The organism is Micromonospora sp. NPDC005174 (assembly GCF_040608495.1).
Lineage (GTDB): Bacteria > Actinomycetota > Actinomycetes > Mycobacteriales > Micromonosporaceae > Micromonospora.
Genome location: NZ_JBEXIJ010000005.1, coordinates 48,706 through 67,301 on the forward strand (window position 1 = coordinate 48,706; position 18,596 = coordinate 67,301).

Annotated in this window: 13 protein-coding genes; 5 read left to right on the forward strand and 8 right to left on the reverse strand. The window is 71.5% G+C overall.

The window, feature by feature from the left end:
• Positions 1-129: 129 nt before the first annotated feature.
• Positions 130-2,940 carry a tetratricopeptide repeat protein gene (locus ABZU91_RS08340; protein ID WP_355235856.1) on the reverse strand — a complete coding sequence of 937 codons (2,811 nt, stop codon included), beginning with the start codon at positions 2,938-2,940 and terminating at the stop codon, positions 130-132.
• Positions 2,941-3,230: 290 nt separating this feature from the next.
• On the opposite strand from ABZU91_RS08340, the gene ABZU91_RS08345 reads away from it, so the two are divergent.
• Together ABZU91_RS08345 and ABZU91_RS08350 are read left to right on the forward strand one after the other, a co-directional pair.
• Positions 3,231-4,352, forward strand: coding sequence for a ThiF family adenylyltransferase (locus tag ABZU91_RS08345; protein WP_355235859.1), 1,122 nt, complete (start codon positions 3,231-3,233; stop codon positions 4,350-4,352).
• Positions 4,349-5,524, forward strand: a complete 1,176-nt coding sequence (locus tag ABZU91_RS08350; RefSeq protein WP_355235861.1) for a hypothetical protein — start codon at positions 4,349-4,351, stop codon at positions 5,522-5,524. The genes ABZU91_RS08345 and ABZU91_RS08350 overlap by 4 nt, the downstream gene beginning before the upstream one ends.
• A gap of 202 nt (positions 5,525-5,726) precedes the next feature.
• Here ABZU91_RS08350 and zwf read toward each other — a convergent pair whose 3' ends face one another.
• The 4 genes from zwf to ABZU91_RS08370 form a co-directional block, all read right to left on the reverse strand.
• Entirely contained in the window at positions 5,727-7,220 is a 1,494-nt protein-coding gene (zwf, locus tag ABZU91_RS08355; RefSeq protein ID WP_355235864.1) for a glucose-6-phosphate dehydrogenase, read from the reverse strand.
• 279 nt (positions 7,221-7,499) lie between these two features.
• A complete protein-coding gene (locus ABZU91_RS08360; protein WP_355235867.1) occupies positions 7,500-8,837 on the reverse strand; it encodes a M1 family metallopeptidase in 1,338 nt (445 codons plus the stop codon).
• Complete coding sequence (locus ABZU91_RS08365; RefSeq protein ID WP_355235870.1) at positions 8,834-12,745, reverse strand: Pls/PosA family non-ribosomal peptide synthetase; 3,912 nt, start codon at positions 12,743-12,745, stop codon at positions 8,834-8,836. Before ABZU91_RS08365 ends, ABZU91_RS08360 begins: the two co-directional genes overlap by 4 nt.
• 423 nt (positions 12,746-13,168) lie before the next feature.
• Positions 13,169-13,777: a TetR/AcrR family transcriptional regulator gene (locus tag ABZU91_RS08370; protein ID WP_355235873.1), complete on the reverse strand. Its 609-nt coding sequence runs from the start codon at positions 13,775-13,777 to the stop codon at positions 13,169-13,171.
• Between the two features lie 136 nt (positions 13,778-13,913).
• Between ABZU91_RS08370 and ABZU91_RS08375 the strand changes: the two genes are divergently transcribed.
• Both ABZU91_RS08375 and ABZU91_RS08380 read left to right on the forward strand, forming a co-directional pair.
• Complete coding sequence (locus tag ABZU91_RS08375; protein ID WP_355235876.1) at positions 13,914-14,474, forward strand: hypothetical protein; 561 nt, start codon at positions 13,914-13,916, stop codon at positions 14,472-14,474.
• A gap of 1 nt (position 14,475) precedes the next feature.
• On the forward strand, positions 14,476-15,897 hold the full coding sequence (locus ABZU91_RS08380) for an NAD(P)/FAD-dependent oxidoreductase (RefSeq protein WP_355235879.1): 1,422 nt from the start codon (positions 14,476-14,478) through the stop codon (positions 15,895-15,897).
• 65 nt (positions 15,898-15,962) lie between these two features.
• On the opposite strand, the gene ABZU91_RS08385 is transcribed toward ABZU91_RS08380, so the two are convergent.
• Genes ABZU91_RS08385 through ABZU91_RS08395 form a run of 3 tightly spaced genes read right to left on the reverse strand, consistent with a single transcriptional unit; the run spans position 15,963 to position 18,177 of the window.
• Positions 15,963-16,187 (reverse strand): hypothetical protein, encoded by a 225-nt coding sequence (locus tag ABZU91_RS08385; RefSeq protein ID WP_355235882.1) that lies wholly within the window; start codon positions 16,185-16,187, stop codon positions 15,963-15,965.
• Positions 16,188-16,216: 29 nt separating this feature from the next.
• Positions 16,217-17,881, reverse strand: coding sequence for an FAD-binding dehydrogenase (locus tag ABZU91_RS08390; RefSeq protein ID WP_355235885.1), 1,665 nt, complete (start codon positions 17,879-17,881; stop codon positions 16,217-16,219).
• On the reverse strand, positions 17,878-18,177 hold the full coding sequence (locus ABZU91_RS08395) for an NAD(P)-dependent oxidoreductase (protein ID WP_355235888.1): 300 nt from the start codon (positions 18,175-18,177) through the stop codon (positions 17,878-17,880). The genes ABZU91_RS08390 and ABZU91_RS08395 overlap by 4 nt, the downstream gene beginning before the upstream one ends.
• 280 nt (positions 18,178-18,457) lie before the next feature.
• On the opposite strand from ABZU91_RS08395, the gene ABZU91_RS08400 reads away from it, so the two are divergent.
• Positions 18,458-18,592 (forward strand): hypothetical protein, encoded by a 135-nt coding sequence (locus ABZU91_RS08400; protein WP_355235891.1) that lies wholly within the window; start codon positions 18,458-18,460, stop codon positions 18,590-18,592.
• Positions 18,593-18,596 lie beyond the last annotated feature (4 nt).

Here is an 18,596-nt window from a genome sequence, read left to right on the forward strand (position 1 = left end):
GCGTGGAAGACGCTGGGTGGAAACCGGGACGGACGCTTCCGCGCGTGCGCGTTCGGCCTCGATCTGCGCGACAGACCCGGTGACGACCGCCGGATCGGCTCCGGCGTCGAGGGTGGCGCGGAGCTCGGACTATGCCGAGGGCGGCAGGGCGTCGAGGCGGGCGCGGACCGACTCACTCGACGGATGGTCGAGGTCGGTGAGGATGCTCAGGGCCTGCTGCCACACCGCCCGCGCGGCGCCCGCGTCTCCCGCGCTGAGGTGGGTGTCGCCGAGGTGACTGAGGGTGTCCGCCTCGTGGGCGCGGTAGCCGAGTTCTCGGAACAGTCCGAGGGCCTGCCGGTAACAGTCGACGGCCCGATCGTGCTGGCCGAGGTGGTGTCGGGCGTGGCCGAGGCTGTCCCAGGTGGCGGCCGTACCGCCGCGGTCGCCCACCCGGCGCAGGAGGCTGAGCGCGTGTTCGCAGTATTCGACGGCGGTGGCGTGGTCGCCGAGCAGTGTGTGGCACCAGCCGACAGCGTTGAGTGCGAACGCCTCCCCGCGTTCGTGTCCGGCCGCGCGGTAGAGCAGGACGGCCCGGCGGGCGTGTTCCAGGGCGCCGGACGGGTCCTCCCGGTGCTCGTGCAGGTAGGCGAAGAGGCGGTGGATGAACGCCTGCCCAGCCGTGTCGTCGCTGTCCACATAGAGGTCGAGGGCGCGGTGCAGGTGCTCCTGTGCGTCGTCGAGCCGCTGCAACCGCAGGTCGGTGTGCGCGAGGCTGAGGTGGGCGCCGGCACGCGCGGCCGGAATGGCGAGCCGGTCCGCGCACTCCAGCGCGGTCCGCCAGGCGACGGCGCGGTCGTACCAGTACCCACGGCGTTCCAGGTACGTGTCGAGGGCCCAGGCGAGCTGCCAGGCCTCCCGGTCGAGGCCGGACTCGGCGGCGAGGCGCAGAGTGGCGAGCAGAGCGGCGCGCTCGGCGTGGAACCAGGCCGTCGCCTGGCCCGGGTCCGCCAGGTGCTCCGGCGTGTCGGCGGCTAACGGCGGGTCGAGCGGGAGCGGAATGGGGTCCCGCTGGGCGTGCACGAGCCGGTTCGCGGCATGCGCGGCGTGCGTGTAGTGGCCGACCAGGCGCGATCGCGCGGCCCGCCCGTCGTCGGGGGCAACCTCCTCGGCGGCGTACGCGCGCAGGAGGTCGTGCAGGGCGTACCGGCCGGGTGCCGGTTCGGCGACCAGGTTGGCGCGGACCAGTTCGGCCAGCAGGCGGCGGGTGGGGGCCAGCGGTTGCCCGGCGAGGCTCGCCACGGCGTACGCGCCGATGTCCGGGCCCGGGTGCAGGCTCGTCAGGTGGAACAGCCGCCGCGCGTCGGCGCTCAGCGCGGCCTCGGACCAGGAGAAGACGGCGCGTACCCGGGTGGTCGGATCGCCGGCGTCGAGGGCGTCCAGGCGGCCGTGCACGTCGTCGAGTTCGGCGGCGATCGCGGTCAGCGGGAACGCGGTCTGCTGCGCGCGGGCGCAGACGATGGCGAGGGCGAGCGGCAGCCGCGCGCAGGCGGTGATGATCTGCCGCACGGCGGCCGGCTCGGCGGTCACCCGGTCGACGCCCAGGCGGCGGGCCAGCAGGAGCCGGGCCTCGTCGGGGTCGAGGACGTCGACGGCGAGCGGGTGGGCGCCGTGCACGGTCACCAGGGGAGCGAGCCGGTCGCGGCTGGTGACCACGGTGGCCGACGTGGGTGCGCCGGGCAGCAGGAGCCGGACCTGGTCGGCGTCGCGGGCGTTGTCGAGCACGACGAGGATCCGCTTACCGGCCAGCAGGCTGCGGTAGCGCGCCGCCTGCACGTCCGGCTCGGCGGGAATCCGCTCGGGCGGTAGGCCGAGGGATTCGAGCAGGCCGCGCAGCGCGGCGGCCGGCCGGACCGGCACCCCGGCGGGGTCGAAGCCGCGCAGGTCGGCGTAGAGCTGGCCGTCGGGAAACCGGTGGGCCACCTGGTGCGCCCAGTGCACGGCGAGGGTGGTCTTGCCGACCCCGGCGGTGCCGGAGATCACCGCGAGCACGCCGCCGGTCGCCTCGCCGGTGGGCTCGGCCAGCAGCTTGTCGAGGCCGGCCAGGGCGTCGGCACGCCCCACGAAGCCGCGGACGTCCGTGGGCAGCTCCGCCGGCACCGGGGCCGGCGTACCGGCGGCCGGAGCGGCCCGGGGTTGCGGGGAAGCGCCCTGCAACAGCGCCTGGTGGAGCATCTGGAGGTTCGGTTCCGGGTCGACGCCGAGCGCTTCGGCCAGCCGGGTCCGCAGTGCGGCGTACTCCCGCAACGCGTCGGCGGTGCGCCCGAGCGCGTGCTGGGCCCGCATCAGCGCGGCGGTGAGCGACTCCACGAGCGGGTGTTCCGCCGCCAGATCGGCCAGCAGCCCGATGGTGACGCCCGGGTTGTGGGCACCCAGCTCGGCGTCCGCCCACGCCACCACGGCGTCCAGGTGCTCCCGGGTCCAGCTCTCCCGCATCCGGGCGGCCCAGTCACCGGCGATGCCGGCCAGCGGTACGCCCTGCCGGAGCCCGATCGCCGCGCGCAGGGTGGCCAGCCGTTCCCGGTCGTCTCCGGTGTCGCCGGCGCGCAGCAGCAACCGGCGGAACCGGTGCAGGTCGACCAGTTCCTCGTCGATCTCCAGCACGTACCCGCCGGAGCGGTGCACCAGCGGCGGCGGGTCGGCGTCACCGGCGGCCTCGCGCAACACCTGCCGGATCCGGGTGACGTGCGCCCGCAGGCTGCCCCGTGCGTCGACGGGGGCCCGCTCGCCCCACACCCGGTCGACAAGCGCGGCCTGTTCGACGACCCGGCCGGCGTCGACAAGCAACGCCGCCAACACCGCCCGCTGTCGCGGCGGCCCCGGGTCGACCGGTCGTGCCCCGGCGAGAACCTGCACCGGGCCGAGCAGCCGGTACCCGACCGGTTCGGCCCGCCCGTTCACCACGAGACCCGCACAGCATCAGCCACCTTCGGCGTCGCAACGATTCCACAACGGTACGGCCCATCGTCGGTTGCCATTCTCTTCGTGCTCGACCGGAACGGCACACGGGGGGTCCGGAGGTGTTCGGTCGAGCCGAGAGGGAGGGAGGCAGCCATGAAGATCGTCGTTCGCACCGTGGAGTCGGTGAAGACCACGCAGTACCCCGATTCCTGATCAAGCCTGGTGGGCGGCCGTCGTTCCCCGGCGGCCGCCCACCCCGGTGAAACCATCCTCGGAACCGGAGGTTTGTCATGCGCGTCGGCCTCAAGCCCTGCGAGTGGGAGCGCGTCGGCGACGGTCTGGTCGTCGTCTGCGACCCGAGCCGCTCGGTGCTGCTCGACGACCCGGACGGCCAGGTCGAACGCCTGCTCACCGTGCTGTCCGATCAGCCCGGAACGGTCGCCGAGCTACGTGCCGCCCTGGCCACCGACGGGATCCAGGTCAGCGCCGACGACCTCAGCGGCGCGCTGAACGCGCTCGACGACCTGCGGTTGCTGCGGGACCTCGACCGGCACGTCGACCGAGCCCGGGCCGGCCGGGACTTCAGCAACCTCGCCTTCTTCGAGCTGTACGCGACCCTGGGGGCCAGCGAGGCCGACCTGCAGCGGCGGGTGCGCGACGCACACGTCCTGCAACTGGGCACGGGCGGGCTCGGCTCCAACGTGCTGCAGAACCTGGCCGGCCTCGGCGTCGGCAGGCTCACCCTGGTCGACGCCGACGAGGTGGAGCCACGCAACCTCGCCCGGCAGTTCCTGTATCGGGAGGCGGACCTCGGCACCACCAAGGTCGACCTCGCCGCCGACTGGGTGCGCGCCTTCCACTCGGGCATCACCGTCGAGGCCGTACGCCGCTGGATCGGCGGCCCCGACGACATCGCGGACCTGCTGCCCGGCGTCGACCTGGTGGTGTCCGGCGTGGACCAGGGCGAACGGATCGACAACTGGGTCAACGAGGCGTGCCTGCGCGTCGGGGTGCCCTGGATCCGGGGCGGCATGGTCGGCTCCCAGCTCATCTACTTCTCCGTCGACCCGGGCCGCAGTGCCTGCTACGAATGCCGGGTCCGCGCCTACGGCGACGGACGGGGCGTCCAGGCGTCGGTGCTGGAGCCGACCGCCATGACCGCGCAACGGCTCAGCGCCCGCATCTCCCGCGTCAACCGGGCCAACGGGCCGTCGGCGGCGCTGGTCGGGTCCCTCGTGGCGTTCGAGGCGCTGCGCTACCTGACCGGCTACGAACCGCCGTACGCGGCGGGCGCCGAGGTGCTGGTGGACCTCTCCGCGGGCTGCCAACCCAACCGTGAGCCGTGGCCACGCGACCCGGACTGTGCCATGTGCGCGGTGGCCGGCGCGCGCACCGCCGCCACCGCGTCATGACCGACGCGACGAGCACCGTACGGCTGCGCCCGCTGACGGTCGTCGAGGAGGGAACGGACGTCCTCGTCGGTGACCCTGAACGGGGCACCTACGTCGCGATGCCCGCGGTCGGGGGCGTCGTCATCCGGGCGCTGCTGGACGGCGCTCCGCTCGCCGAGGCCGCCGAGCGGGGCGAGGCGTTCGCGGGCGAGCCGGTGGACCTGGAAGACTTCGTCGCCGTCCTGACCGAGCTGGGGTTCGTGGAGAGCGATCAGGCATCCGCGCCGGTGCGGACCGCCGCCGTACAGCAACGCTCCTGGACCGCCGGCCCCCCGGCGGCACTGGTCCGGCCGCTGTTCTCCCGGGTGGCGTGGGTGGTCTACGCCGCCGCCGCGATCGGGGTGGTGGCGTGCCTCCTGGTACGCCCGGACCTCTGGCCCCGGCCGACCGACCTCCTGCTCACCGATGACCTCGGCGCCAGCCTGCTGATCATGTTGCCGGTCACGTACGCCCTGGTCGCCGTGCACGAGGCGTGGCACTGGCTGGCCGCGCGCGCACTCGACCTGCGGACCCGGTTCGGCATCGACCGGCGGCTGTTCTTCCTGGTCTTCGAGACCGACCTGTCGCAACTGTGGAGCGTGCCGCGCCGCCGACGCTACGGCCCACAGCTCGCCGGGCTGGCCGTCGACATGGTCCTGCTCGCGGCGCTACTGGTCGGGCAGCTCGTCCTCGGGCCGGTACGCCCGCTCCCGGCGCTGGTGTTCGTCCTGGTGGCCAGCACGCTCTGGCAGTGCATGGTGTTCCTGCGCACCGACCTGTACGCCGTCCTGGTCACCGCGATCGGCTGCCGCGACCTGTGGCGCGTCAAGTCCCTGCTGCTGCGGCGGGCCTTCGGCCGGCTCGACGAGCGGCAGCGCGCCGAGCTGGACCGGGCCGACCCGCACGACGTGCGGGTGGGCGCCTGGTTCCGCTGGGTCTGGCTCGCCGGGTGCCTGCTCGCCGCCGGCTACTTCGTGCTGTTCTACCTGCCGCTGCTGCGCTACGCCGCCGACTGGGCGGCCGACGGGTTCGCCGCCGGGGTGGGCAGCGCGAGGCTGTGGTGGGGTCTGGTGACGGCCCTGCTGGTCTACGCGCCGATCGTGGCGACGCTGGTGCTGGCCGTCCGGCAGGTGCGCACCCGAGCGGGTCGGTGAACCGGAAAGCTCGACGCGCTACCCGCACCCGGTTGCCGCGATCTCCAGATGATCCGAGGCGGTTTCAGGCCGACTGTGGGCCACCACACGGCTCGGCCACACGGCCCGGCGACGCACCGGAGCCTGCGGACCGCGCTGTCCGTCGCTGCTCGAGCCCAAGTGATCGGGCTCAAGCAGCGCGGTCGTACGTGTAGTGGCTGGGTCACGCCGAGTTGCGCCACTTGCGGCCGTGTCGGCCGATGAGCCGGTCGGCGTCGGTCGGGCCCCAGGAGGCGGCCTCGTAGGTGGGGATCGGCGAGTTGTCCTTCTCCCAGTGGTCGATGATCGGGTCGACGATCCGCCAGCACTGCTGCACCTCGTCGCTGCGGATGAACAGCGACGCGTCACCGATCAGCGCGTCCAGGAGCAGACGCTCGTACGCCTCCGGGGACTCCTCGACGAACGTCTGGTCGTAGGAGAATTCCATCGTGGCGGTGCGGACCCGGAAGGAGTGGCCCGGCACCTTGGCACCGAAGCGCAGCGAGATGCCCTCGTTCGGCTGGATCCGCAGGATCAGCGCGTCAGCGTCGAGGCCGGTGAGCTGATCGGTCGGGATCGGCAGGTGCGGCGGCCGCTGGAACTGCAGTGCCACCTCGGTGAGCCGGGCCGGCAGGCGCTTGCCGGTGCGAACGTAGAACGGCACCCCGGCCCAGCGCCAGTTGTCCACGTTGAGCCGCATGGCGGCGTAGGTCTCGGTCCGCGACAGGGGGTCGACGCCGGCCTCCTCGCGGTAGCCGGCCATCAGCTCCTCACGGGTGCCGCCCCGGGTGTACTGGCCCCGGACCGCGGCCTCGGCGATGTCCCGGTCGGTGGGGAGGCGGATCGCCTGCAGCAGCTTCACCTTCTCGTTGCGCAGGCCCTCGGCCTCGAAGGAGGCCGGCGGCTCCATCAGTGCCAGCGCGAGGACCTGGAGCACGTGGTTCTGCACGATGTCGCGCATCGCGCCGGCGTCCTCGTAGAAGCCGCCGCGGCTGCCGACGCCGAGGGTCTCGGCGACGGTGATCTGCACGTGGTCGACCCAGGAGCGATCCCAGATGGGCTGGAAGATCGAGTTCGCGAAGCGCAGTGCCAGCACGTTCTGGACGGTGTCCTTGCCCAGGTAGTGATCGATACGAAAGACCTGGTGCTCGTCGAAGGCGCTGTGCACGACGCCGTCGAGTTCGCGGGCCGTGACCACGTCGCGCCCGTACGGCTTCTCGATGACCAGGCGGGAGAACGAGCCTTCGCGTGGCTGGTTGAGCCCGACTCGGGCCAGTCCGTTGATCACCGGCTCGAAGGCGCCAGCCGGGGTGGACAGGTAGAAGAGCCGGTTGCCGGACGTGCCCCGCTGTGCGTCGAGCTCGTCGAGGGTCTCCACGAGTCGTTTGTAGGTCTCCGGGTCGTCGTAGCCGCCGGCCACGTACCGCACGCCGCCCTGGAGTTGACGCTTGCTGGCGAGGGCGTTCTCGCCGAGGGCGCTCTCGACGAACTGCTCGTCGGTCATCGACGTGCGCGCGACACCGACAAGCGCGAACTGGTCCGGGAGCCGCTCGTGCCGAGCCAGGCTCTCCACTGCGGGCAGCAGCTTGCGCCGGGTGAGGTCACCGGAGGCACCGAAGATCACCAGCGTGGCCGGTGGGGCACTCCGCTCCTGGATGAGCTGGGATGCGTGGTCCATCGTCTGCGTTCCTCCGGGCACAAGGGGTGTGAGGTCGGGGTGTCATGCCAGGGATTGTGCGGCTGTGGCGGTAGTGGGCGGCGTGGCTCCGTTGGTTGCGGAGCTTGAGCCTCGCATGCCGGCTGACGGACAGGCGACCCGGTGACAATTCGGTGCGGCCCGTCGACGGAGGAATGTGCCATCCGAGGTGCCGGTCCCGGAACTCCCGAGCCAGCCGACGTCGGCTGCTTCGGTAGTTCCGGGACCGGCTCTGGGTTCCGCGAGCCGGTGGCGTCCTGGTCAGCGAGGTAGTGGAGGCAGCGTCCGACGGTCGATCCAGGCGTCGAACAGATCGTCCAGCGGATCGCGGGAGAATCGCTGGGCGTGCAGCCGAAACTGCTCGGTCGTCACCGTCGCGTGGCGGTGCTCGGCGGCCCAGGCTCGCAGGAGCGCGAAGAAGGACTCGTCGCCGATCCTCTTTCGCAGGGCGTGCACGGTGAGCGCGCCGCGCTTGTAGACCAGCGGGTCGAACATGCGGTCGACGCCGGGATCCGCGACGACGACGTTTCGCGGGCGAGCCGCGATCCACGCGTACCACTGCGCGGCCACGGCGTCGGTTGGCAGGTCGCCACAGACGCCGGACCACAGCCACTCGGCGTAGGTGGCGAAGCCCTCGTTGAGCCAGATGTGTCGCCAGTCCGCCACCGTGAGGCTGTTGCCGAACCACTGGTGGGCCAGCTCGTGCACGACGAGCCGCTCGTGCGTACGCCGCCCGTCGACGTGGTTCCGTCCGAAGACGGCCATGCCCTGCGCCTCGACGGGATCGTCGAGTACGTCGTCGGCGACCACGACCACGTACTCCCGGAAGGGGTACGGTCCGAAGAGCCGCTGCAGCGCCGACATGATCTCGCCGTGCCTGCCGAAGTCGTGTGCCACGTTCCTGCGTAGCGCGGGCGGGATCGCCGCCCGCTGTACCACCGCACCGACAGTCAGGTCCACCATGTCGTAGCGTCCGACCTGCACGCTCATCAAGTACGGCGAGGTAGGTTCGCGGCGCTCGTACACCCAGCTCGTGCCGTGTGGGCCTCGCCGCTGCAGCACGGGGTCACCGGTCACCAGGACCGTGTACGGAGAGGGTGCCGTGACAGCCACCCGGAAGGTGGCCTTCGCGGCGGGCTGGTCGTCGCACGGAAACCACGACGGCGATCCGTTCGGCTGGCTGGCCACGAGCGCCCCGTCGGTGAGTTCCTCCCAGCCGAGTTCACCCCACCGGCCGGAGATGGGCACCGGCTTACCCGCGTACCGAATCTCCACCCGGAAGGTGTCCCCGGCGCCGATCGGCCGCTCGGGTTTGATCTGCAGCTTGTCCGGACGGTGCAGGTACTTCGCCGGGCGCCCGTTCACTCGGACGTCCTGCACGCGGAATCGACCGAGGTCGAGAGTGAACCGCGAGAGCGGCTGGACGGCGACCGCGGTGATGTCGGCCTGGCCCGCAAGCCGGTTCGACGCGACCCGGTAGTCGAGGTCGAGGTCGTAGTGCCGCACCTGGTAGCCGCCGTTGCCGTGCTCGGGCAGGTAGGAGTCGCCGGAGCGGGCGGCGCCAGGTGATGCGCCGCCCGACGCCGCCTCTGGATTCATTGCGACCGTGCCGCTGGAGCCGGCCAGGCGGTGATCGGGTTACCCAACCATCGGCTGTCGCTCGGCACGGCGTCGCCGCGGGTCACCAGTGAACCGGGCCCGACGGTGGTCCGCGCCCCGATGCTCGCACCCGGCAGGACGATGCCGTTCGGGCCCAGTACGGCCCCCGCGTCCAGTGTCACCTCGTCCATGCTCATCACACGATCATGGAACAGGTGGGTCTGCACCACACAACCGCGGTTCACCGTCGCGCCGTCGCCGAGGCGGACCAGGTCGTACTCGGGCAGCCAGTAGGTCTCCAACCAGACGCCCCGGCCGATCTTCGCACCGAGCGTGCGCAGCCACGCCGTGAGCAGCGGCGTGCCGGTCGCGAAACGGACCAGCCACGGCGCGGCCAGAACCTCGACGAACGTGTCGGCGAGCTCGTTGCGCCACACGAAGGAGGTCCACAGCGCGCGCTCGGCGACCCGGAAGCGTCCGACCAGCAGCCACTTCGCGGCCGTCGCGACGGCGGCTGCGGCGATCGCCGCACCCAGCAGCACCGGCCCGGCGGCGGCCGCCGCAGCCCACCAACCGGCAGCCCGCCAGATGAACACGAGTACGGCCAGGACACCGACCGCCAGGGCACCGGCGCACATCACCGGAACGATCCGGCACAGCTCGATCGCAGCCCGGGCCACCTTCAGCCGAACCGGCGGGTCGAAGGTGCGGCTGGTGTCGGCCGCCTCGACGGTCCGGCGGAGCGGCATCGGCGGCGCGCCGAGCCACGAGGAGCCCTTCTTCGCCTTGAACGGCGCCGACGACAACACCCCGACAAGCCCCCGCTTGGGCACCGAACGCCCGGGAGCCGCCATTCCGGAGTTGCCGAGGAATGCCTGCTTACCGATGCGGGCCGGGGCGACCCGCAGCCATCCATGGCTCAGCTCGTACGTGGCGACCATGGTGTCGTCGGCCAGGAAGGCCCCGTCGGCGACGGTGGTCATCGCCGGCACCGCGAGGACGGTGGACGCCTCCACCCCGCGCCCCACCTTCGCGCCCAGCAGCCGCAACCACACGGGCGTGAAGAGGCTGGCGTAGAGCGGGAACAACCCGACCCGGGCCATCCCCATCAGCCGTTCGGTTGCCCAGACCTGCCACGCCACCCGCCCCTGCACAGGGTGGTACCCGGCGCGCAGGCCGATGCTGAGCGCCCGGACGGCCCCGAGCACCAGTAGCGCGTAGCCCACGACGTAGGCGACAGCCGCTACCGCGACGGCGGCCAGCGCAGCGCCGAACGTCGGTCGGACGGCAAGCGTCCAGCCGAGCGGGGCGAGCGCCCCCAGCGCGGCGACGACCGGAACCAGCACCAGCAGTTGGGCTGTCACACCGTACGCGAGCGGCCAGAGGCGAGCCCTCATCCGTGATCGGAGGGGGCGCTGCCCGGGCCACTCGCTCGAGTCCTTGGCAGCGGCAGCGGCTGCGGCCGGTGAGCCGGCCCAGTGTTGGTTCGCCGGTACGGCTCCGGTCACCGTCGAGCCTGCGGCGACACGGGCGCCCTTGCCGATCCGAGCGCCCGGCATCAGGGTGCTGCGGGACCCGACCCGGGCGTCGGCACCGACACGAACCCTGCCGATGCGGACAACATCGCCGTCGACCCAGTGACCGGACAGGTCGACCTCCGGCTCGATGGCCGCCCCGCGGCCGAGCTTCAGCAGACCCGTCACCGGGGGCGCCGAGTGCAGGTCGACGTCGGCCCCGACCTGCGCGCCGAGGGCCCTGGCGTACGTGATCATCCAGGAGGCTCCGGCGACGCTGGTGGCGCCGGTCAGCTCGGCGAGGCGTTCGGCGGCCCACAGCCGCAGGTGCACGCCGCCACCGCGCGGGTAGCTGCCCGGGCGTACGCCGCGCAGCAGCAGTCGCGCTCCACCGGCGGCGACGGCGATCCGACCCAGTGGGCTGAACAGCACAAGCCAGCCCAGCACCACCCACCACCAGGACACAGTCGGTGCCCACGGTGCCGCAGCGAGTGGGGCAAAGACGTTGCCCAGGGCGGCCACGACGGTCAACCAGCGGAGCCCGACCAACGCGAGCATCGGCACCAGCATCGCGGCCTGGATCAGTCCGGAGCGCCTCGGCGTCGGGCGAACCTCCCGGCGCGTCGTCGCCGTCGTGTCGAGCGCGTCGAGCACCGCCGCGAGCCGCGACAGTTGTGGGTGGAGGTAGATGTCGGCCACCGAGACCCCGGGGTGCCGGCGCCGGATCCACGCGACCAGTTGCGCCGCGTTCAGGCTGCCACCGCCATGGGTGAAGAAGTCCGCGTCCGCCTCGGCGGGGCGTACGCCCAGGATCTCCGCCCAACCGCCGGCGAGCCATTCTTCCGTCGCGGTCAGCTGACCCGCGGCCTCCTCGACGGTGGCCAGTGGCCAGGGCAGCGCGGCGCGGTCCACCTTGCCGGACGTCCGGGTCGGCAGCGCGTCCACCACGGCCAGCAGCGGCACGAGCGCGGCGGGCAACTGCTCACGGATCAGCAGCGCCGCCGTCGCGGCATCGAAGGTGACGCCGTCGTGCGGAACCACGTAGCCCACGAGCAGTTGGTTACCGGCGGGAGTGCGCTGCACCGCCGCGGCGGCACCGGCGACGTCGGGCAACGCCTGCAGCGCGGCGTCGATCTCGCCCAGCTCGATCCGACGTCCGCCGAGCTTCACCTGTTCGTCGCCGCGGCCGACAAACAGCAGACCTTCCGGCTCCGCCCGGACGATGTCACCGCTGCGGTACGCCCGCTGCCAGCCGAGCGCCGGCAGCGGCGCGAACTTCTCGGCGTCCTTCCCCGGGTCCAGATAGCGGGCGAGTCCCACCCCGCCGATCACCAGTTCCCCGGTCTCGCCCATCGCCACCGGAGCGCCGGAGGCGTCGACCACGGCGAGTTCCCAGCCAGCCAGCGGCAGCCCGATGCGTACGGGTTCCTCGCCGGTCAATCGTGCGGCGCAGGCGACCACGGTCGCCTCGGTGGGTCCGTACGTGTTCCAGACCTCCCGGCCCTCGACGGCCAGGCGCTGTGCGAGCTCCGGCGGGCAGGCCTCCCCGCCAAAGATCAGCAGCCGGACCTCCTCCAGCGCCTCGACCGGCCACAGCGCAGCGAGCGTCGGCACCGTCGACACCACCGAGATCCGCTGCTCGGCCAACCACGGACCCAGGTCGACGCCACTGCGCACGAGCGACCGCGCCGCCGGCACCAGACATGCGCCGTGCCGCCACGCCAGCCACATCTCCTCGCACGACGCGTCGAACGCCACCGACAGGCCCGCCAGGACCCGATCCTGCGGACCGATCGACTCGCTGGCCTCGTCGACGAGGAACAACTGCGCCTCGGCGTCCACGAAAGCCGCCCCAGCGCCGTGGCTGACCGCGACGCCCTTCGGGGTGCCCGTCGAGCCGGAGGTGAAGATGATCCAGGCGTCGTCGTCCGGGCCGGGCCGACCGGTCCGACCGGTGGGCGTACGGCGCAGCGACACCGCCAGCCCGTCACCCAGGACCGCGACGACCCCCGCCTCGGCGAACACGAGCTCAATGCGTTCCTCAGGATCGTCCGCGTCGACCGGCACGTAGGCGGCCCCTGCGGCGAGAACGCCGAGGATCGCCAGGTACAGCTCGGCAGTGCCGGATGAAATCCGGACGCCCACTCGGTCGCCGACACCGATCCCATGTCCAGCAAGCGACATCCGTACGACCTCGACCGCGTCGGCCAGTTCGCGGTACGTCATAGTCGTGGCACCGTTGTCGAGAGCTGCGGCTTCGCCGTGCGCGCGCACGGAGTCGTCGAGAATGTCGATCAGCGTGCGGCGGGACGGGGCCGACGAGGAGCGGAACACCGCAGGGGCGACCGCCTCCGGCGAAATCGCATCCAGCTGTGGGTCAGTCAGCACAGGCACCGAGCGTTCACCATCTTCACCTAGCGGATCAGCGTCAACCAGGCGTGCGGCATGCGGATCCGCCCTGGGCGGCCCTCAACGCTACGTCGCAGCGGGCCGAAAGTGCGGGCGCAGCAAGGGATTCGTGTCCGCCGCCACAGCCATCGGGACTCGTGGCTATGGGGCCGTGTCGTCACTGCGGATCTGAACATCCCCACCGTTGTCGCGCAGATCCTCCGTGACGCGCTTCTCGGTCAGGGCGACGGCATCGGCGACGCGGTCGGCGAGTTCCTCCAGCGCGAACAGCGCGACGCGGATCCTGAGGTCCTGCGAGCAAATCCGGCCGTGAGGGCGCGGCCGAGGCAACGCTCAGCTCGGACGTGTGCGCGTCATGGTGCGGCGCCAGGCCGACTCGGAAGCCTGGCCGCGCGCGGCCACGGCGGACTAGCCCGCGGATTCGGTCGACCGACGCTCGGCAGTGATCCGGAGAAGTCCTTCGACGCCGCGAAGGAAGGTCTCGGACACCAACGCGGGGTCGAAGAGGCATCCGGCTGCCATGGCACCGTCGCGGAGCATGACGAAGTGACGCGCGGCGGACTCTGCCGTCTCCTCGTGGACCTGTGCCATCAGCGTGGTGAGCGTGTCCAGGAACCATTGCCGGTGGGCGATGATCTCCTGACGTACGGGATGTTCCGTGTCGGGATACTCCGCCGCAGCGTTGAGAAATGCGCATCCACGGAACCCCGGGGACTGGATGCGCTCGGCGATGGAGTTGGCAATGGCCAGGAGCGGGGCGACCGGTGGTGAATCGGTGGTGATGACCGCGTCGACCGCGCCGCGATCGATCTCATGGACCTCACGCAGGTAGGCGAGGATGAGATCGTCCTTGCTGGGGAAGTGCCGGTAGAAGGTGGCCCGGGTCACCTTCGCCTCGGCGATGATCCGATCGACGCCGACGGAATGGATGCCCTCCGAGTAGAAGATCCTCGTTGCCGTGCCAAGGAGCCGTTGGCGCGCCTCCGAGGGGCGGGCACCGGGTGTGGTCGTCGTCATACCCCCCATTCTAGCGGATAGAACGTTCGGTCTTAGGTAGATAGAACGTTCGGTATTGACGATTCGAGCCGAGCCTGTCATGCTCGACCAGACAGAACGATCGGTCTCTTCGTCCCCTCCGCTGAAAGGGTCACCCGTGACCACCATTGCTGCTTCGCCCGGCATCTCCCAGACTGCGGCCGCACTGCGGCGGCTGTACTTCGTCCGCTTCGCGTTCGCCATCGTGTGGGCACTCGTGACGATCGCCACCGCCAAGGAGATCGGTCCGCTCGCGGTGACGCTGTTCGTGCTCTACCCGCTGTTCGACGTGGGTGCCGCCATCTACGACCTTCGTTCGTCGCGGACCACCGGCTCGCCGGCCCTGCTGTACGTGAACGTCGTGGTGAGTCTGGTCGCGGCGGTCGGACTGGGAGTCGCAGGCGCGTCCGGTATCCCCGCCGTTCTGCGGGTGTGGGGCGCCTGGGCGATCGTCGCCGGTCTGGTCCAGTTGGTCGTCGGTGTCACCCGTCGGAAGATGGGCGGCCAGTGGCCGATGATCATCAGCGGCGGCATCTCGGTTCTGGCTGGTGGGTCCTTCATCGTCGGCGCTGCCGCGGATCACCCGTCGCTCACCAACGCTGCCGGCTACGCCATTCCCGGCGCCATCTTCTTCCTCATCGCGGCCATCCGTCTCGGCCGTACGGCCAAGGGCAACTGACATGACCGCCATCGAGTACGACGTTGTTGTGATCGGTGCCGGTCCGGTCGGGGAGAACGTTGCCGATCGGGTCGTCCGGGGCGGGCTGACCGCCGCGATTGTCGAGCGCGAGTTGGTCGGCGGTGAATGCTCGTACTGGGCCTGCATGCCGACCAAGGCGTTGCTGCGCAGCGCATCCGCGTTGCGGGCCGCTCGCCAACTGCCGGGTGCGCGAGAGGCGGTGACGGGAGACCTGGACGCGGCTGCGGTGCTGGGCCGGCGGGACTCCTTCGCGTCGCACTGGCAGGACGACGGGCAGGTGTCCTGGCTGGAGTCGGCTGGCATCGCACTGCACCGCGGTCAGGGGCGGATCAGTTCCGCCCGGGTCGTCGAGGTGACCGGCGTCGACGGTGTCACCACGACGCTGACCGCGCGGCACGCCGTGGTCGTCACGACCGGCAGCAGCGCCCTGTTGCCGGACATCCCGGGGCTGCGCGAGTCGGCGCCGTGGTCCAGCCGCGAGGCCGCCTCGGCCAGATCGGTTCCCCGTCGGCTCGCCATCATCGGCGGTGGCGTGGTGGCAGCCGAGATGGCGACCGCGTTCGCCGCACTCGGGTCATCGGTGACGGTGCTGGCTCGCGATGGTCTGCTGCCGTCGGCCGAGCCGTTCGCCGGTGAACTGGTCACCGAGTCGTTGCGCGAGGCCGGTGTGTCCGTACGCCTCGGCGCGGAGGCCGTCGCCGTCGACCGCGACGACAGCGGCGCTGTCCACATCAGGACCGCCTCCGGCGAGCGGGTCGAAGCTGACGAGGTGCTGGTGGCGGTCGGTCGTACACCGAACACTCAGGACATCGGCCTCGACCGGGTCGGGCTGGCGCCGGGCGCCTGGCTGGCGGTCGACGACACCTTGCGTGTCGTCGGCGGCGGCGAGTGGCTCTATGCGGCGGGCGACGTCAACCGGCGGGTGCTGTTGACCCATCAGGGCAAGTACCAGGCCCGGGCGGTGGGCGACGTGATCGTGGCCCGGGCGAAGGGTGCGAAGGTCGAGGACGGCCGGTGGGGCCGGCACGTGGCGACGGCCGACGAACGCGCGGTGCCACAGGTGGTCTTCACCGACCCGGAGATCGCGTCGGTGGGCCTGACCGCGGCTGCGGCCGAGGCGGCTGGGCTACGGATCCGCGTCGTGGACTACGACCTTGGAGCCGTGGCCGGAGCTTCCCTGCACGCCGATGGCTACCGGGGACACGCCCGGATGGTCGTCGACGAGGACCGCAAGGTGATCGTCGGCCTCACTCTCGCCGGCCCGGACGTCGCGGAGCTGATCCACGCCGCGACCATCGCCATCGTCGGCGAGGTCCCGCTGGACCGGCTCTGGCACGCGGTACCGGCCTACCCGACCGTCAGTGAGGTGTGGCTGCGGCTGTTGGAGACCTACGGCCGCTGAATTCAGATCCGCAGCGCTAGTTGTGACCCAATTCGAGGAGAGTGCCATGCCTACCAAGATCACAATCAACCCGCCGCCGCCCGTAGCAGCAGGCGCAGGTCGCGGGCCACGGCCGCCGCGGTGGTCTTGGCCGTGCCGGTGCCCAGATAGTACGGCCCGGAGTCGGTGGACCCTCCGTCCACGGCGATGACGTCGGCACCGAGTTCCGGCCCACGGTCGACGATCTCGGGCGGGAATCCCGAGCCGAGCATGCCGGAGGACACGAGAATTCGTACGCGGTCGCGGGTCACGGTTTCCTCATGTCGCGGGTACGAGCCGGTCATCCGACGGAGGTGGCCACGGCGCGGCCGGCCTGGCGGCCGGAGAAGAGACAGCCGCCCAGGAAGGTGCCTTCCAGCGCGCGGTAGCCGTGCATGCCGCCGCCGCCGAATCCACTGGCCTCGCCGGCGGCGTAGAGCCCGGGTACCGGCTGGCCGGCGTCGTCGAGCACCCGACCGTCGAGGTCGGTGTGCAGGCCGCCCAGGGTCTTGCGGGTGAGCACGTGCAGGCGTACGGCGATCAGCGGCCCGGCCTTCGGGTCGAGGATCCGGTGCGGCGCGGCGGTCCGCATGAGCCGGTCGCCCCGGTAGTTCCGGAAGTTGCGGATGGCGGCGATCTGCATGTCCTTGGTGAAGCTGTTGGTCAGTTGCCGGTCGCGTGCCTCGATGGTGCGCTGGATGTCGAGCGGGTCGAGCAGAGGCTCGTCGGTGAGCGCGTTCATGCCCTTCACCAGCTCGTCCAGCCGGTTGGCGACGACGAAGTCGGCACCCTGGCGCTTGAATGCCTCCACCGGTGCCGGTGCGCCGGCACGGAGGCGGCCGAGTACCTGTTTGACGCTGCGACCGGTCAGGTCCGGGTTCTGCTCGGAGCCGGAGAGCGCGAACTCCTTCTCGATGATCTTCTGGGTGAGGATGAACCAACTGTGGTCGTGGCCGGTGGTGCGCAGATGGGCGAGCGTGCCGAGGGTGTCGAATCCGGGGTAGAGCGGCACCGGCAGCCGTCGTCCGCGCGCGTCGAGCCAGACGGAGGACGGCCCGGGCAGGATCCGGATGCCGTGAGCGTCCCAGATCGGGTCCCAGTTCTGGATGCCCTCGACGTAGTGCCACATCCGATCAGGGTTGATCACGGCCCCGCCGGCGTCCTGCGTGATGCTCAGCATCCGGCCATCCACATGGGCGGGCACGCCGCTGATCATGTGGGTGGGCGGGGTGCCGAGCCGTGCCGGCCAGTTGCGGCGGACCAGGTCGTGGTTGCCGCCGATGCCGCCGGAGGTGACGATGACGGCCTGCGCGGTGTACGCGAAGTCGCCGATCTCCTCCCGCGAGCTGGCGGTGCCGCGGGCGGCCTCGCTGGGCTCCAGGACCCGGCCCGTGGCACCCACCACCGCGCCGTCGCTGACGGTCAGCGCGTCGACCCGGTGCCGGTAGGCGAACCGGACGAGGCCACGTGCGGCGGCCTCCCGGACGATCGCGATGAAGGGTTCGAGCAGGCCCGGTCCGGTACCCCAGGTGACGTGGAAGCGGGGCACCGAGTTGCCGTGTCCGGTGGCGTCGTAGCCCCCGCGCTCGGCCCAGCCGACGATGGGGAACATCTTGACGCCGAGGCCACGGAGCCAGGCGCGTTTCTCACCGGCGGCAAAGTTGACGTACGCCTCGGCCCAGCGCCGCGGCCACGCGTCCTCGGGGCGGTCGAAACCGGCGCTGCCCTGCCAGTCCTGCCAGGCGAGTTCGGTCGAGTCGCGGATCCCCATCCGGCGCTGCTCGGGCGAATCGACCAGGAACAGCCCGCCGAACGACCAGAACGCCTGGCCGCCGAGGCTCTGCTCGGGCTCCTGGTCGAGCAGCAGGACGGACCGGCCGGCGGTGACGAGTTCGGCGGTGGCCACCAGTCCGGCGAGGCCAGCGCCGATCACCATCACGTCCGCGTCCGCTGTTGTGGTGGTCATGCCGGCTCCTTCGGTTCGGTGAGCGAGTGGGCCGGCCGGCCGTCGAGGGCGGCGACGAGTTCCTTGGCGCCCTCCACCCCCGCGGCCAGCCGGGCCTCGGCAGTCTGCCCGGCCATGGGCGAGTAGACAGTGATGCCGGCCACCCCGCGCAGGATGCTGTCGGCGGGCAGCGGCTCCACGTCCACCACGTCGAGGGCTGCGCCTGCCAGCCGGCCGGACCGGACCGCCTCGACCAGGGCTGTCTCGTCGACGAGCGGCTCACGTGCGGTGTCGATCAGGTGCGCGCCCGGCTTCATCCGGGCAACGCCGCGCTGTCGATGAGATGGCGCGTGAGCGGGGTCAGTGCGGCGTGGACCGACACGAAGTCGCCGTCGCCGCCTGGCATGACGACCGCGGCTGAGATCCCGGCAAACCGGCTCACCAACCTCCCGCCGGGCGGCAGTGCCGTCGGAGGTCTCGGCAGCTCACGAGTCATGCCGAGCTGTCGACCCACCCGCTGTCCAGACTCTGTCCAGAGGTGTTCGCGAGGATTTCGCCGGCGGGTAACACCGTCCGCCTGAGCAGAGGAGGTCGACTATGTCGGTTCACGAGCTGAACGAACTGTTTGACATCGAGATCGAGGAAGCAGACGTCACCACCGACACGGTGGAGAACGGCGCTGCGGTGGTCCCGACGTTCGACCGGACGATCACGACCTGCGCCATCTGCTGAACCC

Coding starts and splice junctions, on each gene's coding strand:
- ABZU91_RS08345 (WP_355235859.1), top strand. CDS start 3,231: ATGCGCGTCGGCCTCAAGCCCTGCGAGTGGGAGCGCGTCGGCGACGGT.
- ABZU91_RS08350 (WP_355235861.1), top strand. CDS start 4,349: ATGACCGACGCGACGAGCACCGTACGGCTGCGCCCGCTGACGGTCGTC.
- zwf (WP_355235864.1), bottom strand. CDS start 7,220: ATGGACCACGCATCCCAGCTCATCCAGGAGCGGAGTGCCCCACCGGCC.
- ABZU91_RS08360 (WP_355235867.1), bottom strand. CDS start 8,837: ATGAATCCAGAGGCGGCGTCGGGCGGCGCATCACCTGGCGCCGCCCGC.
- ABZU91_RS08370 (WP_355235873.1), bottom strand. CDS start 13,777: ATGACGACGACCACACCCGGTGCCCGCCCCTCGGAGGCGCGCCAACGG.
- ABZU91_RS08380 (WP_355235879.1), top strand. CDS start 14,476: ATGACCGCCATCGAGTACGACGTTGTTGTGATCGGTGCCGGTCCGGTC.
- ABZU91_RS08390 (WP_355235885.1), bottom strand. CDS start 17,881: ATGACCACCACAACAGCGGACGCGGACGTGATGGTGATCGGCGCTGGC.
- ABZU91_RS08395 (WP_355235888.1), bottom strand. CDS start 18,177: ATGAAGCCGGGCGCGCACCTGATCGACACCGCACGTGAGCCGCTCGTC.
- ABZU91_RS08400 (WP_355235891.1), top strand. CDS start 18,458: ATGTCGGTTCACGAGCTGAACGAACTGTTTGACATCGAGATCGAGGAA.